Origin of the sequence: Pseudomonas sp. SWRI92, from assembly GCF_014268685.1 — a bacterium.
Taxonomy (GTDB): Bacteria; Pseudomonadota; Gammaproteobacteria; order Pseudomonadales; family Pseudomonadaceae; genus Aquipseudomonas; species Aquipseudomonas marvdashtae.
In genome coordinates, this window is record NZ_JABWQY010000004.1 from 307,712 (window position 1) to 333,756 (window position 26,045).

The 26,045-nt window shown below is 60.8% G+C and carries 18 protein-coding genes; 12 read left to right on the forward strand and 6 right to left on the reverse strand.

The genetic code is table 11. The features are described 5' to 3' along the window. The first annotated feature begins 141 nt into the window (after window positions 1-141). The gene (locus HU762_RS10270) at window positions 142-6,516 is read left to right on the forward strand and encodes a retention module-containing protein (protein WP_186636164.1); all 6,375 of its coding nucleotides are present in this window, start codon (window positions 142-144) and stop codon (window positions 6,514-6,516) included. A 76-nt stretch (window positions 6,517-6,592) separates the two neighbouring features. Here the strand turns inward: HU762_RS10270 and HU762_RS10275 are convergent, their stop codons facing one another. The 3 genes from HU762_RS10275 to HU762_RS10285 all read right to left on the reverse strand — a co-directional run bounded on the left by HU762_RS10275 (window position 6,593) and on the right by HU762_RS10285 (window position 8,357). Further along, window positions 6,593-6,988, reverse strand: a complete 396-nt coding sequence (locus HU762_RS10275; protein ID WP_186636166.1) for a YbaN family protein — start codon at window positions 6,986-6,988, stop codon at window positions 6,593-6,595. Between the two features lie 8 nt (window positions 6,989-6,996). Beyond that, the gene (locus HU762_RS10280) at window positions 6,997-7,584 is read right to left on the reverse strand and encodes a YecA family protein (protein WP_186611597.1); all 588 of its coding nucleotides are present in this window, start codon (window positions 7,582-7,584) and stop codon (window positions 6,997-6,999) included. 167 nt (window positions 7,585-7,751) lie between these two features. Further along, window positions 7,752-8,357, reverse strand: a complete 606-nt coding sequence (locus HU762_RS10285; RefSeq protein WP_186636170.1) for a TetR/AcrR family transcriptional regulator — start codon at window positions 8,355-8,357, stop codon at window positions 7,752-7,754. 131 nt (window positions 8,358-8,488) lie between these two features. On the opposite strand from HU762_RS10285, the gene HU762_RS10290 reads away from it, so the two are divergent. Continuing rightward, a complete protein-coding gene (locus tag HU762_RS10290) occupies window positions 8,489-9,403 on the forward strand; it encodes a DUF808 domain-containing protein (RefSeq protein ID WP_186636173.1) in 915 nt (304 codons plus the stop codon). A 63-nt stretch (window positions 9,404-9,466) separates the two neighbouring features. Here the strand turns inward: HU762_RS10290 and HU762_RS10295 are convergent, their stop codons facing one another. Together HU762_RS10295 and HU762_RS10300 are read right to left on the reverse strand one after the other, a co-directional pair. Next, a complete protein-coding gene (locus HU762_RS10295; RefSeq protein ID WP_186636176.1) occupies window positions 9,467-10,255 on the reverse strand; it encodes a VacJ family lipoprotein in 789 nt (262 codons plus the stop codon). Beyond that, a complete protein-coding gene (locus HU762_RS10300; protein ID WP_186636179.1) occupies window positions 10,248-11,546 on the reverse strand; it encodes a serine/threonine protein kinase in 1,299 nt (432 codons plus the stop codon). Before HU762_RS10300 ends, HU762_RS10295 begins: the two co-directional genes overlap by 8 nt. Window positions 11,547-11,973: 427 nt before the next feature. On the opposite strand from HU762_RS10300, the gene HU762_RS10305 reads away from it, so the two are divergent. From HU762_RS10305 to HU762_RS10315, 3 genes are all read left to right on the forward strand, one after another. Then, window positions 11,974-12,828, forward strand: coding sequence for a glycine betaine ABC transporter substrate-binding protein (locus HU762_RS10305; protein ID WP_186611592.1), 855 nt, complete (start codon window positions 11,974-11,976; stop codon window positions 12,826-12,828). 194 nt (window positions 12,829-13,022) lie between these two features. Beyond that, window positions 13,023-13,334, forward strand: a complete 312-nt coding sequence (locus HU762_RS10310) for a DUF485 domain-containing protein (RefSeq protein WP_186636180.1) — start codon at window positions 13,023-13,025, stop codon at window positions 13,332-13,334. Beyond that, complete coding sequence (locus HU762_RS10315) at window positions 13,331-14,989, forward strand: cation acetate symporter (RefSeq protein ID WP_186636183.1); 1,659 nt, start codon at window positions 13,331-13,333, stop codon at window positions 14,987-14,989. Before HU762_RS10310 ends, HU762_RS10315 begins: the two co-directional genes overlap by 4 nt. Before the next feature lie 194 nt (window positions 14,990-15,183). Here the strand turns inward: HU762_RS10315 and gltA are convergent, their stop codons facing one another. Next, window positions 15,184-16,473 carry a citrate synthase gene (gltA, locus tag HU762_RS10320; RefSeq protein WP_186636186.1) on the reverse strand — a complete coding sequence of 430 codons (1,290 nt, stop codon included), beginning with the start codon at window positions 16,471-16,473 and terminating at the stop codon, window positions 15,184-15,186. A gap of 365 nt (window positions 16,474-16,838) precedes the next feature. Between gltA and sdhC the strand changes: the two genes are divergently transcribed. The 7 genes from sdhC to lpdA all read left to right on the forward strand — a co-directional run bounded on the left by sdhC (window position 16,839) and on the right by lpdA (window position 25,973). Beyond that, complete coding sequence (gene sdhC / locus HU762_RS10325; protein WP_024780620.1) at window positions 16,839-17,213, forward strand: succinate dehydrogenase, cytochrome b556 subunit; 375 nt, start codon at window positions 16,839-16,841, stop codon at window positions 17,211-17,213. Further along, window positions 17,207-17,575, forward strand: coding sequence for a succinate dehydrogenase, hydrophobic membrane anchor protein (gene sdhD / locus HU762_RS10330; protein ID WP_003179222.1), 369 nt, complete (start codon window positions 17,207-17,209; stop codon window positions 17,573-17,575). Before sdhC ends, sdhD begins: the two co-directional genes overlap by 7 nt. A 3-nt stretch (window positions 17,576-17,578) precedes the next feature. Next, window positions 17,579-19,351: a succinate dehydrogenase flavoprotein subunit gene (gene sdhA / locus HU762_RS10335; RefSeq protein ID WP_186611588.1), complete on the forward strand. Its 1,773-nt coding sequence runs from the start codon at window positions 17,579-17,581 to the stop codon at window positions 19,349-19,351. A gap of 11 nt (window positions 19,352-19,362) precedes the next feature. Then, window positions 19,363-20,067 (forward strand): succinate dehydrogenase iron-sulfur subunit, encoded by a 705-nt coding sequence (locus HU762_RS10340; RefSeq protein ID WP_039594133.1) that lies wholly within the window; start codon window positions 19,363-19,365, stop codon window positions 20,065-20,067. A gap of 262 nt (window positions 20,068-20,329) precedes the next feature. Further along, window positions 20,330-23,161 (forward strand): 2-oxoglutarate dehydrogenase E1 component, encoded by a 2,832-nt coding sequence (locus HU762_RS10345; protein ID WP_186636189.1) that lies wholly within the window; start codon window positions 20,330-20,332, stop codon window positions 23,159-23,161. A gap of 43 nt (window positions 23,162-23,204) precedes the next feature. Continuing rightward, window positions 23,205-24,425, forward strand: a complete 1,221-nt coding sequence (gene odhB, locus HU762_RS10350; protein WP_186636192.1) for a 2-oxoglutarate dehydrogenase complex dihydrolipoyllysine-residue succinyltransferase — start codon at window positions 23,205-23,207, stop codon at window positions 24,423-24,425. Window positions 24,426-24,536: 111 nt separating this feature from the next. Continuing rightward, window positions 24,537-25,973, forward strand: coding sequence for a dihydrolipoyl dehydrogenase (gene lpdA, locus HU762_RS10355; RefSeq protein ID WP_186636194.1), 1,437 nt, complete (start codon window positions 24,537-24,539; stop codon window positions 25,971-25,973). Window positions 25,974-26,045 lie beyond the last annotated feature (72 nt).

Genomic DNA, 26,045 nt, shown 5'->3' on the forward strand with positions numbered 1-26,045 from the left:
GGTTTTTTGTCATTGTGGCGAAAGGCTAGCGCTTTGGACGTTCGCGAAAGCTGGCAGATTTTCCAGATTCTGACGGTAACCTGAGCACGCATTCTTCACCCAGACAGGTGCCGACTGCGGTTGGCAGCGGAGGGAATGCACATGGCAGCGCTCATCGGTACCGTCAGCAAGGTGGTAGGACAGGTTTTCGCGGAGGCTGCCGGTGGGCTGCGGCGCCCCCTGGTCGAAGGCGATCGGCTGTATGCCGGCGAGCATCTGATCACCGGGGCCGAAGGCGCAGTGGCCGTGCATTTGCAAAACGGCCAGGAATTGACCCTGGGCCGCGAGAGCAACCTGAGCCTGACCCCGCAATTGCTCGCCAACCAGGCGCCTCATGTCGACACGCCTGACAGCGCGGCACCGACCGATGCGCAACTGACCGACGTGCAAAAGCTGCAGCAGGCCATCGCCGCCGGTGCCGACCCGACCCAGACGGGCGAGGCCACGGCAGCGGGCGCCGAGGGCGGCAACCCGGGCGGGGTGGGCGGCGGGCACAGCTTTGTATTGCTGGAAGAAGTCGCCGGGGAGGTTGATCCGCTCATCGGCTTTCCAACCGCCGGGTTCAATGGGATACCGGAGTTCCCGCAGTTGGAGTTGGCCGCTGACCCGGATGGCGACGGCGATGACGCTGCCGTGCCACCGGTAACGCCCGAGACGCCGGATAATCCCGTCACCCTCGACGGCCTGACCGTGGACGGCGGCGAACTGACCGCCCACGAGGCCAGCCTCGCCGACGGCACGGCGAGCAACCCAGGCGCCTTGGTGCAAAGCGGTACGTTCACCCTTTCGGCCCCCGACGGCCTGAGCAGCCTGAGCATTGGCGGCATCAGCGTGATTGCCGGTGGCGTGCCCACGGGTTTCCCGCAATCCATCACCTCGGCGCTGGGCAATACGCTGACCATCACCGGCTACAACCCGGCGACTGGCGTGGTCAGCTACAGCTACACCCTGACCGACAATGAAACCCATCCGACGGGCGACGGTGCCAACAGCATCAGCGAGCAATTTCCCGTGGTGGCGGTCGATACCGACGGTGATACGGCCACCGGCACCCTGGACGTCAACATCACCGACGACGTGCCCCAGGCAATCGATGACAGCCACGCCAGCACCGCATCGCAAACCCTCGTCAGCCTCACCGGCAACGTCTTGCCCAATGATCATCAGGGCGCTGATCGCATTCCCACCGGCTCCGACAGCGGCCCGATCATCGGCGGCACCTTCACCGGCACCTACGGGACGTTGGTCCTCAACCCCAACGGCACGTATACCTACACGCTGAACACCAGCGACCCGCAATTCGTCGCGTTGCACGGTGGCGGCAACGGCACGGAAACCTTCACCTACACCCTGACCGACGCCGACGGTGACACCAGCACCGCGAACCTGGTGCTGCAAGTCCATAACAACGACGACCCGGTGATCATCACCGGTCTCGACACCGAAGGCGGCGAGCTGTCGTTGCAAGAGAAAAACCTCGACGACGGCAGCAGCCCCGACGCTTCGGCGCTGACCCAAAGCGGCACCTTCACCGTGACCGCGTTGGACGGCGTGCAAACCCTGAGCGTCGGCGGTATCAGCGTGGTCAGCGGTGGCGTCGCCGCCGGTTTCCCACAATCGATCACCACCGCGTTGGGCAACACGCTGACCATCACCGGCTTCAACGCGATCACTGGCGTGGTCAGCTACAGCTACACCTTGCTCGACAACGAAGCGCATCCCAATGCGAATGGCGCCAACAGCCTGGGCGAGCAATTTGCCGTGGTGGTCACCGATGACAACGGCACCACCGCGAACGGCAACCTGGACGTGAACATCGTCGACGATCTGCCCAAGGCCGTGGATGACAGCAACGCCGGTACCGCCTCGGAAAGCAACCTGACCCTGACCGGCAGCGTGCTGACCAACGATACCGAAGGCGCCGATCACGTGGCGTCCGGCCCGATTACTCCCGGCACCTTCACCGGTACTTACGGGACCTTGGTCCTCAACGCCGACGGTTCCTACACCTACACGCTCAACGCCGCCGACTCGGATTTCAAAGGGCTGCACGGTGGCGGCAACGGCACGGAAACCTTCACCTACACCCTGACCGACGCCGACGGTGACACCAGTACCGCCAACCTGGTGCTGCAAGTCCATAACAACGACGACCCGGTGATCATCACCGGTCTCGACACCGAAGGCGGCGAGCTGTCGTTGCAAGAGAAAAACCTCGACGACGGCAGCAGCCCCGACGCTTCGGCGCTGACCCAAAGCGGCACCTTCACCGTGACCGCGTTGGACGGCGTGCAAACCCTGAGCGTCGGCGGTATCAGCGTGGTCAGCGGTGGCGTCGCCGCCGGTTTCCCACAATCGATCACCACCGCGTTGGGCAACACGCTGACCATCACCGGCTTCAACGCGATCACTGGCGTGGTCAGCTACAGCTACACCTTGCTCGACAACGAAGCGCATCCCAATGCGAATGGCGCCAACAGCCTGGGCGAGCAATTTGCCGTGGTGGTCACCGATGACAACGGCACCACCGCGAACGGCAACCTGGACGTGAACATCGTCGACGACTTGCCCCAGGCCCACGCCGATTCAGCCTCGGTTGAGGAGGGCGGGACGGTCAGCGGCAATGTGCTGAACAACGATGAGGGCGGTGCCGATGGTCCTGCGGCGAGCGGTGCGGTCATCGGCGTACGGGCGGGCGGCGATACGTCGACCTCGGCCGTCGGCGGCCTCAATACCCAGATCAACGGCGCCTACGGCTACCTGACCCTGGATGCCAACGGCAACGCCGTTTACCACAGCAACCCGAACGTCGTCAGCGCACCGGGTGCCACCGATGTGTTCACCTACACCGTGCGCGACGCCGATGGCGATGAAAGCACCACGACCATCACCATCGACGTGCACAACAGCTGCCTCGTCGCTGCGCCGGATCATGAGATCAGCGTCCATGAACGTGCGCTCGACCTCAACCAGGATGGCCAGGACCTGGCCCCCGGCACCGTAACCGGCAGCACGCCGAACGCCAGCAGTGAAACCGCCAGCGGCAGCCTCGTGGATGCGGTGACCGGTGCGGTCGGCGCCGTCACGTTCGCGCTGATCGGCAATGCCACCGGCGCCCATGGTCAATTGTTGCTCAACCCGGACGGTTCCTACACCTATACCCTGACCTCGCCCGCAACAACAGCGCCCGCCGCCAACGATGGGCCGAACGTGCTGAGCGAAAGCTTTACCTACCAGGCCACTGATTCACTCGGCAACACCGTCACCAGCACCATCGTCATCAATATCGTCGACGATGTGCCCAAGGCTCATTGCGATACCGCTGCGGTGGTGGAAGGCGGGACGGTCAGCGGTAATGTGCTGGACAACGACGTGCTGGGCGCGGACGGTGGCGCGGTGCTTGGCGTACGTGCCGGCAACGATACTTCAACGCCTGTCACTGGCGGCCTCAACGCGCAGATCAACGGCACCTACGGCTACCTGACGCTGGACGCCAACGGCAACGCGGTTTATCACAGCAACCCGGACTCGGTCGGCGCACCGGGCGCCACCGATGTGTTTACCTACACCGTGCGTGATGGCGACGGTGACGAAAGCACCACGACCATCACCATCGACGTGCACAACAGTTGCCTGGTCGCCGAAACCGACCACGACGTCACCGTCTATGAAAAAGCCCTGGATCTGAAACAGGACGGCCAGGACCTCGCGCCTGGCACCGCCACGGGCAGCGAGCCGGGTGCCACCGGCGAAACCGCCACCGGCACCTTGGTCGGTTCGGTCACCGGCGCGACCGGCGCCGTAACGTTTACCCTGGTGGGAGACGCCACCGGCGCCCACGGCCAATTGCTGCTCAATCCCAACGGCTCCTACACCTACACGTTGACTTCACCAGCGGCGACCTCGCCCCATGCCAACGACGGCCCGAATGCGCTGACCGAAAGCTTCACCTATCAGGCCACCGATTCCCTGGGCAACAGCACTACCGGCAACCTGGTGGTGAGCATCGTCGATGACGTGCCCAAGGCGGTCGCGTCTGAGCGTTCGGTCACGGCGACGGAGATCGATTCGAACCTGCTGATCGTGCTTGATGTGTCCGGCAGCATGAAAGATCCCTCAGGCGTGTCGGGGCTCTCGCGAATGGACTTGGCCAAACAGGCAATCAACGCTTTGCTCGATAAGTACGATGACATGGGCGACGTGAAAGTCCAGCTCGTGACCTTCAGCGGCAGCGCCACCGACCAGAGCACCGTGTGGGTAGACGTTGCAACTGCCAAGACGTTGATCTCGACGCTGAATGCGCACGGTGACACCAATTACGATGCGGCCGTGGCGGTGGCTCAGACTGCGTTCGCAACCTCCGGCAAACTGCCCGACGCACAGAACGTTGGCTATTTCTTCTCGGATGGCAAGCCGACCTTGGGCGAGATCGGCTCGGCGGACGAAGCCGCTTGGAAGGCCTTCCTCGATGCCAACAGCATCAAGAACTACGCCATCGGCCTGGGCAGCGGCGTCAGGGATGTCCACCTCGATCCGCTGGCCCATGACGGCAGCACCCACACCGATACCGACGCCGTGCTGGTCACCGACCTGAACCAACTCAACTCGGTGCTTTCCGGCACGGTGCAAGGCGTGCCGGTCACCGGCAACCTGTTGGGCGAAGGCGGCTCGTTCGGTGCCGACGGCGGGTTTGTCAAAAGCCTGGTGGTGGACGGCACGACGTACAGCTACAACCCGGACGCCAACGGTGGCCACGGTGCACTGACTGCCAGCGGCGGGCTCAACCACGGCTCCTTCAATACAGCCACCAACACGTTGAGCATCGCCACCGACCACGACGGCACCCTGGTGGTGAACCTTGACACTGGCGCGTTCAGCTACACCTCGCAGACCACCACCGGCACTCTGATCACCGAGCACATCGGCTACACCATCAGCGACAACGACGGCGACCTGGCCAGTTCCAACCTGGTGATCAAAGTCGTGCCCAACAGCCCTCCCGTGGCCGTTGAGGACAATGTCATCACCAACGTGCTGTCGGGCAATATCGTCATCCCCAGCGAACTCTTGCTGGGGAACGACAGCGATGCCAATGGCGATCCGCTCACTGCTTCACCCACGGGCTTCAGTACGGGCTGGATCGCCAAGGGCGCGGACTTCACCGGCACCAGCGGCACCGCCAGTTTCACCGGCAACAATGCCCAGGTGATCAACCTCAACCGCAGTGCCTTCGTCGCCAACGCTGCGAGCATGACGGCGGTGCTGGTGGTCAGCGGCGCGCTGGGGTCGGTGTCGAACAACAACGCCAACGATGAAGACCGGCTCAACATCACGCTCAAGCAGGGCGAAACCCTGACGCTGGATCACAACCTCACGGCCGGTCGCATCGCCATGGAGTACTCGTTGAACGGCGGGCCGTTCATCGCGATCAACGATGGCGCCTCGTTCACCGCGGCAGCGGACGGCAACTACCAGATCCACGTCACCAACATCCCCAACCCCGGCAATGGCAACGCCAATGCCTCGGAAAACTATCAACTGACGATGACCGTCAACTATGCCGGCGCCCAGGACCACACGCCGGATTACCACGGCACTTACACCGCCAACGACAACCATGGTGGCAGCGACAGTGCCGGAGTCGGCATCAGCTACCAGGCAGGCCATACGCTCACCGGCACAAGCGGGGACGATGTGCTGCTGGCCGGCAATGGCAACAACGTGCTCAACGCCGGCGATGGCAATGACATTCTCAGTGCGGGCACCGGCAACAACACCTTCAATGGCGGGGCGGGCGGCGACTTGCTCTACAGCGGCAGCGGCAACGACCTGCTCGACGGCGGCAGCGGCAACGACACCGCCAGCTACGCTCACGCCACCGCGGGAGTTACGGTGAACCTCGGTCTGCTGGCCGCACAAGATACCCTCGGCGCCGGCACCGACACCCTGGCCGGCATCGAAAGCCTCGTCGGCTCGAACTTCAACGACACCCTCGCGGGTAACGGCGCGAGCAATCGCATCGACGGCGGGCTCGGCCATGACATGCTCAATGGCGGCGGCGGTGATGACATCCTGATCGGCGGCCTGGGCAACAACACCCTGACCGGCGGCAGCGGCGCCGACACTTTCCAATGGCAGGCGGGCAACAGCGGCCACGACGTCATTACCGACTTCACCCCAGGCCTGGACAAACTCGACCTGTCCCAACTGCTACTGGGTGAAAACGGCAGCGCCGCGTCCCTCGACGACTACCTGCACTTCACCGTCACCGGCACCGGCGCATCGGTCATCACCAGCATCGACGTCAGCAGCATGGCGGGTGCCACCCCGAACCAGACCATTGACCTGGCCGGCGTCAACCTCGCCAGCCTCTACGGCGTCACGCCGGGCGCGGGAGGAATGATCGGCGGCGCGGACACGGCGACCATCATCAATGGGATGCTCAATGATCATTCGTTGAAGGTGGATACGGTTTGAGGTGAGCTGAGTAGGTTTGTCCCATAAGGGTGGCTTCGCCACCCAGCGGGAACAAGCTCCTCGCCACAATGGAAGCTTAGGGTCTTCGCAGCGTCTTCTGCCTGAGGATATAAGCCGTCACCAGCACCGCGCTGGACAGCATGAACACCCGTGCCCACGGGAGTGGCACCAAGTAGCAGGAAAAGAGGATGCTCACCCACATCAGTCCGATGGCGTAGACCTTGCCCTTGAGCGGGATGCCGTTGCCGCTGAGGTAGTCGCTGATCCACGGGCCGAGGCGGGGATGCTCGACCAGCCATTGGTAGAAGCGCGGCGAGCTGCGGGCGAAGCACGCGGCGGCCAGCAGTAGGAAAGGGGTGGTGGGGAGGACGGGTACGAAGATGCCGATGACGCCCAGCACCACGCTCAGCCAGCCGATGGCCAGCAGAGCGTAACGCAGGATCAGCGGGCGGTTGCCGACTGGCGCGGGCATCCGGTCACTCAGTGGTGGCGAGGCTTGAGGATCGCCGGTTTCTCGTCCGGAGCGTTGCACAGCAGGTACAGCGCGGTGAGGGCTTCCGGGATCTGCACGATCATGTCGTCCATCAGGTTCGCGTCGGCGGCGATGTCGGAAAACTCCGGCTGCTCGTCGAACAGGCCGGAACCGACCATGATCGGCAGGAGCATTTCGCTGACTTCTTCCTCGGCGGTTTCGAACCAGGCGGCTTCGCGCAGGAACACGCCTTCCATGAAGCCGATGCACCAGCCGCGCAACTCCGAATCGTCCGGGTCGTCGCCCAGGTCCAGTTCGCACGGCAGCTCGAATTCTTCGTCGGAAGCCAGTTGACGGGCAATGTGAGCCTTGAGGCCGACCAGCGTGGCTTCGATTTCAGCGCGCTGGGCTTCGTCGGCGTAGTGCGGCTCTTCGGCGAACAGGGCGTCGATCCATTCACGATCCGGCACCGATTCTGCGCAGATCGACAGGGCGGTCAGATAGCCGTGAGCGGCCACGTAATCCAGCGCTTCTTCGTGCAGCTCATCGGCGTCGAGGAAGACTTGCAGGCGGGTCAGTTGCTCAGCGAAGGACATTACGGGCTACCTTGGGGAATAAACAATGCGGGAATTCTAGGCCTTCTTGAGCGTCCAGGCCAGCCGCGTGGCGTATTTGCTTCTCGGCGGTGTGGCTGGACGCGCCGGTAGCTCACCGCAGGTCGCAGGTGGGCGCGAGTTCGGTGGCGATGCCGCAACACGATGTATCAGTCGGGTGCGCAGCCCTTGAGCACCAACCGAATAATGGTCTGTGCCGCCGCTTCATAATCGGCTTCATCGAGCTTGGCTTTGCCGGTTACCGCGCTGATCTGCCAGTCGAAGTCGGCATAGGTCTGGGTGGCGGCCCAGATGCTGAACATCAGGTGGTTGGGGTCGATAGGGGCGATTTGGCCGCGGTCGATCCAGGTCTGGATGCAGTCGATGTTGTGCCGGGCCTGGGCATTCAGTTGTTCAACGAGATCGGCGCTCAGGTGCGGGGCGCCGTGCATGATTTCGCTGGCGAAGACCTTCGAAGCGAAGGGCAGGTCCCGGGAAATACGGATCTTGGAACGGATGTAGTGGCTCAGCACCTCGCCCGGCTCGCCGTCGGCGTTGAAGGGCGTGGAGGCCTGGAGGATCGGCTCGATGATGCTTTCCAATACCTCGCGGTAAAGGTTTTCCTTGGATTTGAAGTAGTAGTAGACGTTGGGTTTGGGCAGGCCCGCCTTGGCCGCGATGTCGCTGGTTTTGGTCGCGGCGAAGCCCTTGTCGGCAAACTCTTCGCTGGCGGCACGCAGGATCAATTCTTTGTTGCGCTCGCGGATAGTGCTCATAAACCCTGGGGTTCCTTGCCGGTTCTGGCGGTGGCGCATGGTAGCACCGGGCTCGCGCGGCGCTCAAGAATGCCCATGGAAGCACCGCTCGCGCTATGCTGCGTAGCATTATTTATTCAAGGAGCCCCTTCATGGCTGGAAGCAGTTTGCTGGTACTGATCGACGACATCGCCGCCGTGCTCGACGATGTCGCGCTGATGACCAAGATGGCGGCCAAGAAAACCGCTGGTGTACTCGGTGATGACTTGGCGCTCAATGCCCAGCAAGTGTCCGGCGTGCGGGCCGAGCGGGAACTGCCGGTGGTCTGGGCGGTGGCCAAGGGATCGTTTATCAACAAGCTGATCCTGGTGCCTTCGGCGCTGGCTATCAGTGTTTTCGTGCCCTGGCTGGTGACGCCGTTGCTGATGGTCGGCGGCGCCTACCTGTGTTTCGAAGGGTTCGAAAAGCTCGCCCACAAATTCCTCCACAGCAAGGCTGAAGACCAGGCCGAGCACGCGCAATTGGTCGAGGCGGTGGCCGACCCGGCGGTGGACTTGGTGGCCTTCGAAAAGGACAAGATCAAGGGCGCGGTGCGTACCGACTTCATCCTCTCGGCGGAAATCATCGCCATCACCCTAGGCACTGTCGCCGACGCGCCGCTGACCCAGCAGGTCATCGTGCTGTCAGGCATCGCCATTGTCATGACCGTCGGCGTCTATGGCCTGGTGGCCGGGATCGTCAAGCTCGATGACCTGGGCTTGTGGCTGACCCAGAAACCGGGCCAGGCCGCCAAGAGCATCGGCGGGGCCATCCTGCGCGCGGCGCCCTACATGATGAAGAGCCTGTCGGTGATTGGCACGGCGGCGATGTTCCTGGTGGGCGGCGGCATCCTGACCCATGGCGTGCCGGCGGTGCATCATTGGATCGAAGGCGTGGCGGCCAGTGCCGGCGGCGCCGGGTTTATCGTGCCGACGCTGCTCAATGCCGTGGCCGGGATCGTGGCGGGTGCGCTGGTGCTGGCGGGGGTGATGGCGGTGGGCAAGGTCTGGAAGACCTTCAAGAAATAGAGCAGGCGCCAGAGAACCACCATGGGAGCCAGTCTGCTCCCACGGTGGTCGGTCGGCTGATGGTTACTCGGCGATCTGCAACTTGCGCGATTCGGTATACACGTACCGCACCTTTTCATACTCGAAAGGCGAGTTCAGCTGGCCGTAGCGGAAACTGGTCTGGTAGCGCTTGTCCACGCCACGCAAAAGCAGCAGTTCCGGGTGGTTGGAACTGACTTCGGCGACATTCAGGAAGTTGATCGCCGACTCGGCCGTGTAGTCCACCAGCAAGCCCGAGGTGTCGCGCAGGTTCGACGGGCCGAAGATCGGCAGCACGAAGTACGCTCCGCCGGGCACGCCGTAGTAGCCCAAGGTCTGGCCGAAGTCCTCGCTCTGGCGCGGCAGGCCCATGGCCGTGGCCGGGTCCCACAGGCCGGCGATGCCGACGGTAGTGTTGAGCAACAGTCGCGCCGTGGTTTCCATCGAACGCTTGCCCTTGAATTGCAGCAGGCTGTTCATCAGGTTCGGCACGTCTCCCAAGTTATTGAAGAAGTTGCTGACCCCGGTGCGCACGAAGCTCGGCGTGACATAGCGGTAGCCATCGACAACAGGCAGGAAGACCCACTGGTCGAAGCGGTAGTTGAAGTGGTAGACGCGGCGGTTCCAGGATTCCAGCGGGTCGTAGACGTTCAAGGCGTTGAGCGTCGAACGTTCGAACTCACGCTGGTCCAGGCCGGGGTTGAACTTGAGCTTGGACAGTGGTTCCTTGAAGCCGTCCGAATCCACCACCACGGGCGCGTTGGCCTTGCTGTTATCGGCGTGGACCATGCCAGCGCTCATTAATGCGGCAATAAGCAGAAGGTATTTAGCCACGGAAGAACTCCAGCATGGCGTCGCTGTTGACGCGATAGTTAAGGTTGCCGCAATGGCCGCCCAGTGGGTAAACCGTCAGGCGATCACCAAAAGTCTTGCGCAGGAAACCCAGGTCGCCCGGGCCGAGAATCACATCGTCGGCGTTGTGCATGACCGCGATCTTCGGGCTGGCCTGCAGATAATCCTTCAGGGCGTAGAGGCTGACCTGATCGACCAGTTGCAGCAGGCTGCCGCCGTCGGTGCGCGCGCGCCACATCGGAATCACTTGCTCGGTAAGGTAACAGTCGAAATCGCATTGCAGCGCGCGCTTGAGGAACGGCGTCAGGCTGGTGCTTTCAGTGATCGGGAACTTGGGGGGGATGATCAGGCCGCGACGGTTGATCAAGTCCGAGGTAAACGCGATGTCCGCCGCCGAAAAACGGAACGAGGTGCCGATCAGCATCGCCATCTGTTCGTTGGTCAGGTGTTGCTTGGACTGCTGGAAGTCGTAGAGCAGGGCATCGTTGAGGTCGATGTAGCCTTTCTGCTGGAAGTAGCGGGTCAGCTTGTTCAGCACCAATTCATAGAAAGTGGTGCTGCTGTTGATGCCCTTGACCTCGGTCTGGACCAGTTTGTCGAGGTTGGTGATCGAGGTGTAGAGGTTCACCGGCGGGTTCAGCAACAGGACTTTCTTGAAATTGAAACTGCGCCGGGTTTCGTCCAGGTGCGCGACGAAGGCTGCATCCAGGGCGCCGAGGCTATAGCCGGTCAGGTAGTACTCGGTGACGGGCAGCTTGGGGTTTTGCGCGCGAACTGCTTGCATCACCCGGTACATGTCTTCGGCATCTTCCTTGGTGATACCCGGGGTGGCGAATCGCGAGGCCGCGCTCATGAAGTCGAAACTGGTGGGCGATGACAGCTGCACCACGTGATAACCGGCCTTGTAGTAAAGGCGCTTGAGGTACTCGTTGAGCGTGCTGTCGTAGCGTGCGCCGGTGCCGGCGATCAGGAAGATCAGCGGCGCGGGTTTGTCCTGGGTAGCCATGCGGTAAGTGAGGCTTTTTACCGGCCAGAAGTTGTCCGGCAGGATGAATTCGCGCTCCGGACGCAGGGTGAGACTGTGGTCCGACTGGTTGATGTCCTCGTTCAGCGGCAGTTCCGGGCGCAGGTCCGGCGGCGTGGTGGCAATGGTCGCCTCGAACGGGTTGGTCAAGGGGTAGCCATAGCTGGCGGCATCGACATCCACCGCCAGCGCGGACGCACTCAGGATAAGGCCGCCGGCGAGGGCAGCGAAGCGCAAGGAACGGAGCATGTCTGGATCTCTTAGAGAAAGGTGCCGGATGAGGTTCGCAGCCTATGACCACCGAAGCGAAGCCAAGTGCCATGATGGCCGCAAAACAAGCGCGAACGGGGCGCAATAGTAGCGGGACGATACACGTAGCGATGTGGTGGCGGCTAGTGATCTTGCGTCGTGCTCGGCTCAGGCATGCAAGATTTGATCGAAATTGGCGGGCTGGAGCACCTGGGATGGCCTGCTGGCCTACTGATGTCGTTTCTCGTTGCCTCAACGTCGCAGGCAGAGCAGGTTCCAGATCGGCACGGGTTGATGATCGACGGGTCAGTACTCCGCTGGCGTTCGGACCGGTTTGCAGGCGAGCGTGATGGGGGCGCTGTGCACCATAACAATACGTTGACGCTGCTCGGCATCCGCCGGGCGCAGCACTTTCGGGGAAGTAACGATGAAGATGCGACGACTCTTGGGCGCAGGTGCCGCACTGGTACTTGCGATCAGCTCCACCCTGGCCAGCGCCGAAACCAAAACCCTGAGCATTGGCTACGTTGACGGCTGGTCCGACAGCGTCGCGACCACCCACGTGGCCGCCGAAGTGATCAAGCAGAAACTCGGTTATGACGTGAAGCTGCAAGCCGTGGCGACCGGGATCATGTGGCAAGGCGTGGCCACCGGCAAGCTCGATGCGATGCTCTCGGCTTGGCTGCCAGTGACCCACGGCGACTATTGGACCAAGAACAAGGATCAGGTGGTCGACTACGGCCCGAACTTCAAGGACGCTAAAATCGGCCTGATCGTGCCGGAGTACGTCAAGGCCAAGTCGCTCGAAGACCTGAAGACCGACGACTCCTTCAAGAAACGCATCGTTGGCATCGACGCCGGTTCAGGCGTGATGCTCAAGACCGAACAGGCGATCAAGGACTACGACCTGACCGGTTATCAACTCAAGGCCAGTTCCGGCGCCGGCATGATTGCCGAGCTGACCCGTGCCGAGAAGAAGAACGAATCCATCGCGGTCACCGGTTGGGTTCCGCACTGGATGTTCGCCAAGTGGAAACTGCGCTTCCTGGAAGACCCGAAGGGCGTCTATGGCGCGGCTGAGACTGTAAACAGCATCGGTAGCAAAGGCCTGGAAGCCAAGGCGCCGGAAGTGGTAGCGTTCCTGAAGAAGTTCCAGTGGGCTTCGAAGGATGAAATCGGCGAAGTGATGCTGGCGATCCAGGAAGGTGCCAAGCCTGACGCCGCCGCCAAGGACTGGGTCGCCAAGCACCCGGACCGCGTGAAGGAGTGGACTGGCAAGTAACCGGCCTGGTCTAGCTGTTCCACAAAAACCGCATGGCCTTGGGTCATGCGGTTTTTTTACGCCCGCAGTTCCTCGATTTTCCGTCCTCATGCAAACCGTCATGTCGTTCTAATACTAAGGTCGTCTGGAACCTGGCCTTGAGCCGCATAGAGTAGCGTTGTTCCAACTTAATCTGTGCTGCGAGGATAAAAACAATGAACGACAGCATTTACCTCTCGATTCAAAACAGCCCGCGCTTCAAGGAGCTGGTGAGAAAGCGAGAGAAGTTCGCCTGGATTCTCTCGGCGATCATGCTTGGCTTGTATTCCGGCTTCATTCTCCTGATTGCTTACGGGCCCCACATACTGGGCGCAAAGATCAGTCCCGAGTCGACAATCACCTGGGGAATACCTATCGGTGTTGGCCTGATTCTCTCGGCATTTGTCCTGACCGGCATTTACGTACGACGCGCCAACGGCGAATTCGACGACCTGAACAATGCGATTCTCAAGGAGGCTCAGCAATGATCCGGCGTCTACTGGCTCTATTGAGTGTCGCAGCGTTTGCACCGGGTGTCTGGGCGGCTGATGCCGTGGCGGGTGCCGTGCAGAAACAACCTCTCAACGTCGCGGCTATCCTGATGTTCGTGGCCTTCGTCGGCGCGACCCTGTACATCACGTACTGGGCCTCGAAGAAAAACAACTCGGCGGCCGACTACTATGCGGCCGGCGGCAAGATCACCGGCTTCCAGAACGGCCTGGCAATCGCGGGCGACTACATGTCGGCGGCGTCCTTCCTGGGCATTTCCGCGTTGGTGTTCACGTCCGGTTATGACGGCCTGATCTACTCCATCGGCTTCCTGGTGGGCTGGCCGATCATTCTGTTCCTGATCGCCGAGCGCCTGCGTAACCTGGGTAAATACACCTTTGCCGACGTGGCGTCCTATCGCCTCGGGCAAACCCAGATTCGCAGTCTGTCCGCCTGCGGCTCGCTGGTGGTGGTGGCGTTCTACCTGATCGCGCAAATGGTCGGTGCCGGCAAGCTGATCCAGCTGCTGTTCGGCCTGGACTACCACGTCGCGGTGATCCTGGTCGGCATCCTGATGTGCCTCTATGTGTTGTTCGGCGGCATGCTGGCGACCACTTGGGTACAGATCATCAAGGCGGTGCTGTTGCTGTCGGGTGCTTCGTTCATGGCCTTGATGGTGATGAAGCACGTCAACTTCGACTTCAACATGCTGTTCTCCGAGGCGGTAAAGGTTCACGCCAAGGGTGAGGCGATCATGAGCCCCGGCGGCTTGGTGAAGGATCCGATTTCGGCCTTCTCCCTGGGCCTGGCGCTGATGTTCGGTACCGCTGGCCTGCCACACATCCTGATGCGTTTCTTCACCGTGAGCGACGCCAAGGAAGCGCGCAAGAGCGTGCTGTACGCTACTGGCTTCATCGGCTACTTCTACATCCTGACCTTCATCATCGGCTTCGGCGCGATCCTGCTGGTCAGCACCAACCCGGCCTTCAAGGACGCGGCGGGTGCCTTGCTGGGTGGTAACAACATGGCGGCGGTGCACCTGTCCAACGCGGTTGGCGGCAGCATCTTCCTGGGCTTCATCTCGGCGGTGGCGTTCGCGACCATCCTGGCGGTGGTAGCGGGCCTGACCCTGGCGGGTGCCTCGGCGGTGTCCCATGACCTGTATGCCAGCGTGATCAAGAAAGGCAAGGCCAACGAGAAGGATGAGATTCGCGTCTCGAAAATCACCACCATCTGTCTGGCGGTGCTGGCGATCGGCCTGGGTATCCTGTTCGAGAAGCAGAACATCGCGTTCATGGTGGGCCTGGCTTTCTCTATCGCGGCGAGCTGCAACTTCCCGGTACTGCTGCTTTCGATGTACTGGAAGAAGCTGACCACCCGTGGCGCCATGATTGGCGGCTGGCTGGGCCTGGTCAGTGCGGTGGGCCTGATGGTGCTCGGTCCGACCATTTGGGTGCAGATCATGGGTCACGAGAAGGCGATCTTCCCGTATGAATACCCTGCGCTGTTCTCGATGATCATCGCGTTTGTCGGCATCTGGTTCTTCTCCATCACCGACAAGTCGGCTGCAGGCGCCAATGAGCGGGCGTTGTTCTTCCCGCAGTTCGTGCGTTCGCAGACTGGCCTGGGTGCGAGTGGGGCGGTTAACCACTGAGATGACTTGAAGGCTGCTGATTAGGGCCTTTGTCTAACGAAATACCCCGGTCGAGAGGCCGGGGTATTTTTGTTTGGGCGGGTTATCACCACGCTTTGAAGGGATAAACAAGGGTAGAAACAAAACAGCCCCTGCTCTTATATAAGAAGCAGGGGCTGTTTCAGTGCTGCGTAGGATCTATTGCAAGGCAGGCCTTACTTGCGATCTTCCAGCTTGGTGATGTCGCGCGACTTGTAGCCGGTGTACAGCTGGCGAGGGCGGCCGATCTTGTACGGGCTGGAGAGCATTTCCTTCCAGTGGGAGATCCAGCCGACGGTCCGCGCCAGGGCGAAGATCACGGTGAACATGCTGGTTGGAATGCCGATCGCCTTGAGGATGATCCCCGAGTAGAAGTCGACGTTCGGGTACAGCGAGCGCTCGATGAAGTACGGGTCGGTCAGGGCGATCTCTTCCAGGCGCATGGCCAGTTCGAGTTGCGGATCGTTCTTGATCCCCAGTTCCTTGAGTACTTCGTCGCAGGTCTGCTTCATCACGGTGGCGCGTGGGTCGCGGTTCTTGTAGACCCGGTGACCGAAGCCCATCAGCTTGAACGGATCGTTCTTGTCCTTGGCCTTGGCGATGAACTTGTCGATGTTCGAGACATCGCCGATTTCATCGAGCATGGTCAATACCGCTTCGTTCGCACCGCCGTGGGCAGGGCCCCAGAGTGCGGCGATACCGGCGGCAATGCAGGCGAACGGGTTGGCACCCGACGAACCGGCCAGGCGCACGGTGGACGTGGAGGCGTTCTGCTCGTGATCGGCATGGAGGATGAAGATCCGGTCCATGGCCTTGGCGAGCACCGGGCTGATCGGTTTGATCTCGCACGGGGTGTTGAACATCATATGCAGGAAGTTTTCTGCATAAGTCAGGTCGTTGCGCGGGTACATCATGGGCTGGCCCATGGAGTACTTGTAGACCATGGCTGCCAGGGTTGGCATCTTCGCCACCAGGCGGATCGCGGAGATTTCGCGATGCTGGGGGTTATTGATGTCCAGGGAGTCGTGGTAGAAGGCCGAGAGGGCGCCGACAACGCCGCACATGACGGCCATCGGGTGGGCATCGCGACGGAAACCGTTGAAGAAGGTCTTCAACTGTTCGTGAACCATGGTGTGGTTCTTCACGGTGCTGACGAACTGGGCCTTTTGCTCTGCGGTCGGCAGCTCGCCGTTGAGCAGCAGGTAGCAGGTTTCCAGGTAGTCCGATTTTTCAGCCAGTTGTTCGATCGGATAGCCGCGGTGCAGCAGGATGCCGTTGTCGCCGTCGATATAGGTGATTTTCGACTCGCACGAAGCGGTCGACATGAAACCTGGGTCAAAGGTGAAACGGCCCGTGGCCGTCAGGCCCCGTACGTCGATTACATCGGGACCAACGGTGCCGGTTAAAATGGGCAGCTCGACGGGGGCTGCGCCCTCGATGATCAACTGCGCTTTTTTGTCAGCCATGTGGCCTCCTATTAATGCTTGGAATCATCAGACAGACCCCCCACGCAGGGCCCGCACCACTATAGTGAGATAAATCCGAATGTCAATTTGCCTAAAGTCTTGCTCCAGAAGGCTTTAACCGGACTTTTTCCGCGAAATTGACTGCCATTTACGCCTTTTATGGCGCTTGTGCAATGCGCTATTAGGGGAAGGTGAACGCGTTGTCATTAGTAGCCTAACTGTCTATACTCGGCCACCGACCGCCAGGGGCTTTTGGGCCTGCTTTCTTGGGGGTCGTCACTCCCTGGGTGGTGAGTACCTGACCAGTGCGCGCCCCAACAACTTTGCCCTGATTGTTAGGGGCTCTTCAGTGTGAAAAATAAGCCGTGAAAAGCCAACGACCTGTAAACCTAGACCTAAGGACCATCAAACTCCCAGTCACTGCTTACACGTCCATTCTTCACCGTATTTCCGGTGTCATCCTCTTCGTCAGCCTGGCCATCATGCTTTACGCATTGGACAAGTCGCTCGATTCGGAAGAAGGCTTCGGTCAGGTGAAAGCGTGTCTGACCAGTCCGCTAGCCAAGCTAGTGATTTGGGGCATCCTGTCCGCCTTGCTGTATCACCTGGTAGCCGGCGTGCGCCACTTGATCATGGACATGGGCATCGGTGAGACGCTGGAAGGCGGCAAGCTGGGCTCGAAAATCGTTATCGCCGTTTCGGTGGTGGTAATCGTTCTGGCAGGAGTCTGGATATGGTAACCAACGTCACGAACCTTTCGCGTTCGGGCCTCTACGACTGGATGGCCCAGCGTGTGTCTGCGGTCGTTCTCGCGGCTTATTTCATTTTCCTGATCGGATATGTAGTAGCCAACCCCGGCCTGGGCTACGCCCAATGGCACGAACTGTTTGCAAACAACTGGATGCGTATCTTCAGTCTGCTGGCACTTGTTGCACTGGGCGCTCACGCCTGGGTCGGCATGTGGACCATCGCCACCGACTACCTGACGCAAATGGCGTTCGGCAAGTCGGCGACTGCCGTACGTTTCCTCTTCCAGGCAGTATGCGGCGTTGCGATGTTCGCTTACTTCGTCTGGGGTGTGCAGATTCTCTGGGGTATCTGATTCATGGCTAACATTCCAACGATTTCTTTCGACGCCATCATCATTGGTGGTGGCGGTGCCGGCATGCGCGCAGCGCTGCAACTGGCACAGGGTGGTCACAAGACTGCCGTGATCACCAAGGTGTTCCCGACCCGTTCGCACACCGTTTCCGCCCAGGGCGGCATCACTTGCGCCATCGCTTCGGCCGACCCGAACGATGACTGGCGCTGGCATATGTACGATACCGTCAAGGGTTCCGACTACATCGGTGACCAGGACGCTATCGAGTACATGTGCCAGGAAGGCCCGGCTGCTGTTTACGAGCTGGACCACATGGGCATGCCGTTCTCGCGTACCGAACAGGGTCGTATCTACCAGCGTCCTTTCGGTGGCCAGTCCAAGGACTACGGCAAGGGCGGCCAGGCCGCACGTACTTGCGCGGCGTCCGACCGTACCGGTCACGCACTGCTGCACACCCTTTATCAGGGTAACCTGAAAGCCGGTACCGTGTTCCTGAACGAGTACTACGCTGTCGACCTGGTGAAGAATCAGGACGGCGCTTTTGTCGGCGTGATCGCGATCTGCATCGAAACCGGCGAAACCACCTACATCCGCGCCAAGGCCACCGTACTGGCTACCGGCGGCGCAGGCCGTATCTACGCGTCCACCACCAACGCCCTGATCAACACCGGTGACGGCGTCGGCATGGCACTGCGTGCTGGCGTGCCGGTGCAAGACATCGAAATGTGGCAGTTCCACCCGACCGGCATCGCCGGCGCCGGCGTGCTGGTCACCGAAGGTTGCCGCGGTGAAGGTGGTTACCTGATCAACAAGCACGGCGAGCGTTTCATGGAGCGTTATGCGCCGAACGCCAAGGACCTTGCCGGTCGTGACGTCGTGGCCCGTTCGATGGTTAAAGAGATCATCGCCGGTAACGGCTGTGGCCCGAATGGCGACCACGTGATGCTCAAGCTCGATCACCTGGGCGAGGAAGTGCTGCACAGCCGCCTGCCTGGTATCTGCGAGTTGTCCAAGACCTTCGCTCACGTCGACCCGGTCGTTGCGCCTGTTCCGGTCGTTCCAACCTGCCACTATATGATGGGCGGCGTTGCCACCAACATTCATGGCCAGGCGATCACCCAGAACGCCGAAGGCGTGGACGAAATCATCCCTGGCCTGTTCGCGGTGGGTGAAGTGGCTTGCGTATCGGTCCACGGTGCCAACCGCTTGGGCGGCAACTCACTGCTCGACCTGGTGGTCTTCGGCCGTGCTGCCGGCCTGCACCTGGAAAAAGCCCTGACCGACGGTATCGAATACCGCGACGCCAGCGACACCGATATCGATGTGGCACTCAAGCGTCTGGCTGGCCTCAACGAGCGTACCGAAGGCGAAGACGTCGCCACCCTGCGTCGCGAGCTGCAAAGCTGCATGCAGAACTACTTCGGTGTGTTCCGTACCGGCGAATACATGCAGAAGGGTATCGCCCAGCTCGCACAATTGCGTGAACGAATTGCCAACGTGAAGATCAACGATAAGTCGCAGGCGTTCAACACTGCCCGTATCGAAGCGCTGGAATTGCAGAACCTGCTGGAAGTGGCCGAAGCCACCGCCATCGCGGCTGAAGTGCGTAAAGAGTCCCGTGGTGCCCACGCCCGCGAAGACTATGAAGACCGTGACGACGAAAACTGGCTGTGCCACACCTTGTACTTCCCGGGTGATAAGCGCGTGACCAAGCGTGCCGTGAACTTCTCGCCGAAGACTGTTCCGACTTTCGAACCAAAAGTCCGGACTTATTAAGGGTGACCGCTATGTTGCAAGTCAGTGTTTATCGCTACAACCCTGATCAGGACGCTGCGCCGTTCATGCAGGACTTCCAGGTCGATACCGGTGGTAAAGACCTGATGGTGCTGGACGTGTTGGCCCTGATCAAAGAGCAGGACGAAGGTTTCTCGTATCGTCGCTCGTGCCGCGAGGGCGTTTGCGGCTCCGACGGCATGAACATCAACGGCAAGAACGGCTTGGCCTGCATCACGCCGCTGTCGGCCGTGGTCAAGGGCAACAAGCTGATCGTTCGCCCGCTGCCAGGTCTGCCGGTCATCCGTGACCTGGTCGTCGATATGAGCATCTTCTACAAGCAATACGAGAAGGTGAAGCCATTCCTGCAGAACGACACGCCGGCTCCGGCCATCGAGCGTCTGCAGTCTCCGGAAGAGCGTGAAAAGCTCGACGGTCTGTACGAGTGCATCCTGTGTGCCTGCTGCTCGACCTCGTGCCCATCCTTCTGGTGGAACCCGGACAAATTCCTGGGCCCGGCCGCCCTGCTGCAAGCGTATCGCTTCCTGGCAGACAGCCGCGACACCAAGACGTCCGAGCGTCTGGCCGCACTGGATGACCCGTTCAGCGTATTCCGCTGCCGCGGGATCATGAACTGCGTCAACGTCTGCCCGAAAGGCCTGAACCCGACCAAGGCCATCGGTCACGTACGTAACATGCTGCTGCAAAACGGCGTGTGATTCAGCTGCTGTACCCGTAGAACCGCTGTACCCGTAGAGGCGAGGGCGTGGGCTTCAACCCACGTCCTGGCTATAACCAGAACAGCCACTCACAAAGTGGCAGTTCTTATTTTGAAGAAATGAGACAAGCAGGGGCATCCGGGCTGGTACCCGGACTATCAGCGTGATCCTAAGTGGCTTGTTTTAGTCGCTGCACTCGGACTTCTGCAAGTTTGCTCGGTGTTTTCGCCGATGGTGTTCCCCAAATCGAGGGTGACCAAGCATGCAAGAAAGCGTGATGCAGCGCATGTGGAACAGTGCCCACCTCTCCGGTGGTAACGCTGCCTATGTGGAAGAGCTCTACGAGCTCTACCTGCACGACCCTAACGCTGTGCCAGAAGAATGGCGCACCTACTTTCAGAAGTTGCCAGCTGACGGTAACTCTGCCACTGATGTTTCGCACTCGACGATTCGCGATCATTTCGTGCTGCTGGCAAAGAACCAGCGCCGCGCCCAACCGGTGTCTGCCGGCAGCGTGAGCTCCGAGCATGAAAAGAAGCAAGTTGAAGTACTGAGACTGATCCAGGCCTACCGGATGCGCGGCCACCAGGCAGCCCAGCTGGACCCGCTGGGGCTGTGGCAGCGTCCTGCACCTGCAGACCTGTCGATCACTCATTACGGCTTGACCAATGCCGATCTTGATACGACCTTCCGTGCCGGCGACCTGTTCATCGGCAAAGAGGAAGCGAGCCTACGCGAAATTCACGAAGCGTTGCAGCAGACATATTGCCGCACCATCGGCGCTGAATTTACGCACATCACCGATTCCGAGCAGCGCCAGTGGTTCCAGCAGCGTCTGGAAAGCGTTCGTGGTCGTCCGGCTTACTCCGCGGATATCAAGAGTCACTTGCTCGAGCGCGTCACCGCCGGTGAAGGCTTGGAGAAGTACCTGGGCACCAAGTACCCGGGCACCAAGCGTTTCGGCCTGGAAGGCGGTGAAAGCCTGATTCCAATGCTCGACGAGCTGATCCAGCGTTCCGGTTCCTACGGCACCAAGGAAGTCGTCATCGGCATGGCCCACCGTGGCCGCCTGAACGTCCTGGTCAACACCTTCGGCAAGAACCCGCGCGAGCTGTTCGACGAGTTCGAAGGCAAGAAGAAGGTCGAGCTGGGCTCCGGTGACGTGAAATACCACCAGGGCTTCTCGTCGAACGTGATGACCACAGGTGGCGAAGTGCACCTGGCCATGGCGTTCAACCCGTCCCACCTGGAAATCGTTTCCCCGGTGGTCGAGGGTTCGGTTCGCGCCCGCCAGGATCGTCGCAACGATCCGACCGGCGAGAAGGTGTTGCCGATCTCCATCCACGGTGACGCGGCTTTCGCCGGTCAAGGCGTGGTCATGGAAACCTTCCAGATGTCGCAGACCCGCGGTTTCAAGACCGGCGGTACCGTGCACATCGTGATCAACAACCAGGTCGGTTTCACCATCAGCAACCCGCTGGACTCGCGTTCCACCGAGTACGCTACCGACGTCGCGAAAATGATCCAGGCGCCGATTCTCCATGTGAATGGCGATGACCCGGAAGCCGTGCTGTTCGTGACCCAGTTGGCCATCGACTACCGCATGCAGTTCAAGCGTGACGTGGTAATCGACCTGGTCTGCTACCGCCGTCGCGGCCACAACGAGGCCGACGAGCCAAGTGGCACCCAGCCGCTGATGTACCAGCAGATCGCCAAGCAGCGCACCACCCGTGAGCTGTACGCCGAGCGCCTGACCCAAGGCGGCGTCCTGGATGCCGCGCGCGTCCAGGAAAAAGTCGATGAATATCGCAACGCCTTGGACAACGGCCTGCATGTGGTAAAGAGCCTGGTCAAGGAGCCGAACAAAGAGCTGTTCGTGGACTGGCGTCCGTATCTGGGCCACGCCTGGACCGCTCGTCACGACACGCGTTTCGACCTCAAGACCTTGCAAGAGCTGTCCGCCAAGCTGCTGGAAATTCCGGAAGGCTTCGTGGTCCAGCGCCAGGTTTCGAAAATCTACGAAGACCGGCAGAAGATGCAAGCCGGTGGCTTGCCGATCAACTGGGGTTACGCTGAAACCATGGCGTACGCGACCCTGGCGTTCGAAGGCCACCCGATTCGCATGACCGGTCAGGACATCGGTCGCGGTACGTTCTCGCACCGTCACGCTGTCTTGCACAACCAGAAAGACGCGGGTACCTACATCCCGCTGCAAAACCTGTACAAGGGCCAGCCACGTTTCGACCTGTACGATTCGCTGCTGTCCGAGGAAGCCGTCCTGGCGTTCGAATATGGCTATTCCACCACCGAGCCGAATGCGCTGGTGATCTGGGAAGCCCAGTTCGGCGACTTCGCCAACGGTGCCCAGGTGGTCGTCGACCAGTTCATCACCAGCGGCGAGCACAAGTGGGGTCGTCTCTGCGGCCTGACCATGCTGTTGCCACACGGTTATGAAGGGCAGGGGCCGGAGCACTCTTCGGCACGTCTGGAGCGTTACCTGCAACTGTGTGCCGAGCACAACGTCCAGGTTTGCGTACCGACGACCCCCGCGCAGATCTACCACCTGCTGCGTCGTCAAGTCATCCGTCCGCTGCGCAAGCCGCTGATCGTGCTGACCCCCAAGTCGCTGTTGCGGCACAAGCTGGCGATTTCCACGCTCGAAGACCTGGCCGAAGGCTCGTTCCAGACCGTTATCTCGGAAATCGATACCCTGGACGCGGCGAAGGTGACTCGCCTGGTCCTGTGCAGCGGCAAGGTCTACTACGACCTGCTGGAAAAACGTCGTGCCGAAGGCCGCGAAGACATCGCCATCGTGCGTATCGAGCAGCTTTACCCGTTCCCGGAAGAGGACCTGATGGAGGCCATCGCGCCTTACACCAATCTCACCCACGCGGTGTGGTGTCAGGAAGAACCGATGAACCAAGGCGCGTGGTACAGCAGCCAGCATCACCTGCGTCGCAGCATCGGCAACCATAAGAAGGGCCTGGGCCTGGAGTACGCCGGTCGTGATGCCTCCGCTGCACCTGCGTGTGGTTATGCGTCGATGCACGCCGAGCAGCAGGAAAAACTGCTGCAAGATGCCTTCACTGTTTAACGCCTTCGCGCTGACTGAAACCGAATTTTAAGGACCCACAGAAATGGCTATCGAAATCAAAGCCCCGTCATTCCCGGAATCGGTTGCCGATGGCACCGTTGCCACCTGGCACAAGAAACCAGGCGAGGCCGTCAAGCGTGACGACCTGATCGTCGACATCGAGACCGACAAGGTCGTGCTGGAAGTATTGGCCGAAGCTGACGGCGTGCTGGGCGCAATCATTGCCGAAGAGGGCGCTACCGTCCTGTCGAACCAGGTCCTGGGCTCGATCGAAGAGGGCGGCGCTGCCGCTGCCGCTCCAGCCGCCGCTGCACCGGCTGCCGCTCAGGCTGCTGCGCCTGCTGCTTCGGGCGAAGACGATCCAGTCGCTGCACCTGCTGCTCGCAAGCTGGCTGAAGAGAGCGGCATCAACATCGCTTCCGTTGCCGGCACCGGCAAGGGCGGTCGTGTGACCAAGGAAGACGTGGTAGCCGCCGTTGCCGCCAAGAAAGCCGCTCCAGCCGCAGCACCGGCCAAGCCAGCCGCGCCAGCCGCCGCTGCTCCGGTGTTCGCTGCCGGTGACCGCGTTGAAAAGCGCGTTCCGATGACCCGCCTGCGTGCCAAAGTTGCCGAGCGTCTGGTTGAAGCCCAGTCGAACATGGCGATGCTGACCACGTTCAACGAAGTCGACATGACCGAAGTCATGGCGCTGCGTTCGAAGTACAAGGATCTGTTCGAGAAGTCTCACAACGGCGTACGCCTGGGCTTCATGTCGTTCTTCGTCAAGGCTGCCACCGAAGCGCTGAAACGCTTCCCGGCCGTCAACGCGTCGATCGACGGTTCCGACATCGTCTACCACGGCTACGCCGACATCGGTGTTGCGGTCTCCAGCGACCGTGGCCTGGTGGTTCCGGTACTGCGCAACGCCGAACTGATGAGCCTGGCCGAAATCGAAGGCGGCATCGCCACCTTCGGCAAGAAGGCCCGTGACGGCAAGCTGTCCATCGAAGAGATGACCGGCGGTACGTTCACCATCACCAACGGTGGTACATTCGGTTCGATGATGTCGACCCCGATCGTCAACCCGCCACAAGCGGCTATCCTGGGCATGCACAACATCCTGCAGCGTCCGATGGCGATCAATGGCCAGGTCGTGATTCGTCCGATGATGTATCTGGCATTGTCCTACGATCACCGCCTGATCGACGGCAAAGAAGCCGTGACGTTCCTGGTGACCATCAAGAACCTGCTTGAAGATCCGGCTCGTCTGCTGCTGGATATCTGATTTTCGCCGCGAGGGCCGGTCTGTTGACCGGCCTCTTGTTGAAACAACCGGTTTCGTCCCTCGACGGTCACCACAAGTGACCGTCCGGTTTGATTCGAAAAGGAATGACTCATGACTCAGAAATTCGACGTGGTAGTGATTGGTGCGGGCCCTGGCGGCTACGTAGCGGCCATCAAGGCTGCGCAACTGGGCCTTACCACTGCCTGCATCGAGAAATACACCGACAAGGAAGGCAAACAGGCCTTGGGCGGTACTTGCCTGAACGTCGGTTGCATTCCATCCAAGGCGCTGCTGGACAGCTCCTGGAAGTACAAGGAAGCCAAGGAAAGCTTCAATGTTCACGGTATTTCCACCGGTGAAGTGAAAATGGACGTTGCTGCGATGGTTGGCCGCAAGGCTGGCATCGTCAAGAACCTGACCAGCGGTGTCGCCACCCTGTTCAAGGCCAACGGCGTCACCTCGATCCAGGGCCACGGCAAGCTGCTGATGGGCAAGAAAGTCGAAGTGACCAAGCCGGACGGCTCGGTTGAAGTGATCGAAGCTGAAAATGTCATCCTGGCGCCAGGCTCGCGTCCGATCGACATTCCACCGGCTCCAGTCGACCAGAATGTGATCGTCGATTCCACCGGCGCCCTGGAATTCCAGACCGTGCCAAAACGCCTGGGCGTGATCGGCGCTGGCGTGATCGGCCTCGAGCTGGGTTCGGTATGGTCGCGCCTGGGCGCTGAAGTGACCGTGCTCGAAGCCCTCGACACCTTCCTGATGGCCGCTGACGCCGCCGTCTCCAAGGAAGCGTTCAAGACCCTGACCAAGCAAGGCCTGGACATCAAGCTGGGCGCTCGCGTGACCGGCTCCAAGGTCAACGGCGAAGAAGTCGTGGTGACCTACACCGATGCCAACGGCGAACAGACCATCACTTTCGACAAGCTGATTGTAGCGGTCGGCCGTCGTCCGGTGACCACTGACCTGCTGGCTGCCGACAGCGGCGTGGAAATCGACGAGCGCGGCTTCATCCAGGTGGACGATCAATGCGCCACCACCGTACCGGGCGTCTTCGCCATCGGTGACGTGGTTCGCGGCATGATGCTGGCGCACAAGGCTTCCGAGGAAGGCATCATGGTTGTCGAGCGCATCAAGGGCCACAAGGCCCAGATGAACTATGACCTGATCCCATCGGTTATCTACACTCACCCGGAAATCGCATGGGTAGGCAAAACCGAGCAGGCCTTGAAAGCCGAAGGCGTTGAAGTTAACGTCGGCACCTTCCCGTTCGCCGCCAGTGGCCGCGCCATGGCAGCCAACGATACCGGTGGTTTCGTGAAAGTCATCGCCGATGCCAAGACGGATCGCGTACTGGGCGTTCACGTCATCGGCCCGAGCGCTGCAGAGCTGGTTCAGCAAGGCGCAATCGGTATGGAATTCGGCACTAGCGCTGAGGATCTGGGCATGATGGTCTTCTCCCATCCGACCCTGTCCGAAGCCTTGCACGAAGCGGCCTTGGCCGTAAATGGCGGTGCCATCCACGTGGCCAACCGCAAGAAGCGTTAATAGACAATAAGAAACCACGGCGGTATGGCCCGTCGTGAGCCTTGCGAGCAAGACTCACCGCGGAATATCCGC

Coding starts and splice junctions, on each gene's coding strand:
- HU762_RS10270 (WP_186636164.1), top strand. CDS start 142: ATGGCAGCGCTCATCGGTACCGTCAGCAAGGTGGTAGGACAGGTTTTC.
- HU762_RS10275 (WP_186636166.1), bottom strand. CDS start 6,988: ATGCCCGCGCCAGTCGGCAACCGCCCGCTGATCCTGCGTTACGCTCTG.
- HU762_RS10280 (WP_186611597.1), bottom strand. CDS start 7,584: ATGTCCTTCGCTGAGCAACTGACCCGCCTGCAAGTCTTCCTCGACGCC.
- HU762_RS10285 (WP_186636170.1), bottom strand. CDS start 8,357: ATGAGCACTATCCGCGAGCGCAACAAAGAATTGATCCTGCGTGCCGCC.
- HU762_RS10290 (WP_186636173.1), top strand. CDS start 8,489: ATGGCTGGAAGCAGTTTGCTGGTACTGATCGACGACATCGCCGCCGTG.
- HU762_RS10300 (WP_186636179.1), bottom strand. CDS start 11,546: ATGCTCCGTTCCTTGCGCTTCGCTGCCCTCGCCGGCGGCCTTATCCTG.
- HU762_RS10305 (WP_186611592.1), top strand. CDS start 11,974: ATGAAGATGCGACGACTCTTGGGCGCAGGTGCCGCACTGGTACTTGCG.
- HU762_RS10310 (WP_186636180.1), top strand. CDS start 13,023: ATGAACGACAGCATTTACCTCTCGATTCAAAACAGCCCGCGCTTCAAG.
- HU762_RS10315 (WP_186636183.1), top strand. CDS start 13,331: ATGATCCGGCGTCTACTGGCTCTATTGAGTGTCGCAGCGTTTGCACCG.
- gltA (WP_186636186.1), bottom strand. CDS start 16,473: ATGGCTGACAAAAAAGCGCAGTTGATCATCGAGGGCGCAGCCCCCGTC.
- sdhD (WP_003179222.1), top strand. CDS start 17,207: ATGGTAACCAACGTCACGAACCTTTCGCGTTCGGGCCTCTACGACTGG.
- sdhA (WP_186611588.1), top strand. CDS start 17,579: ATGGCTAACATTCCAACGATTTCTTTCGACGCCATCATCATTGGTGGT.
- HU762_RS10340 (WP_039594133.1), top strand. CDS start 19,363: ATGTTGCAAGTCAGTGTTTATCGCTACAACCCTGATCAGGACGCTGCG.
- HU762_RS10345 (WP_186636189.1), top strand. CDS start 20,330: ATGCAAGAAAGCGTGATGCAGCGCATGTGGAACAGTGCCCACCTCTCC.
- odhB (WP_186636192.1), top strand. CDS start 23,205: ATGGCTATCGAAATCAAAGCCCCGTCATTCCCGGAATCGGTTGCCGAT.
- lpdA (WP_186636194.1), top strand. CDS start 24,537: ATGACTCAGAAATTCGACGTGGTAGTGATTGGTGCGGGCCCTGGCGGC.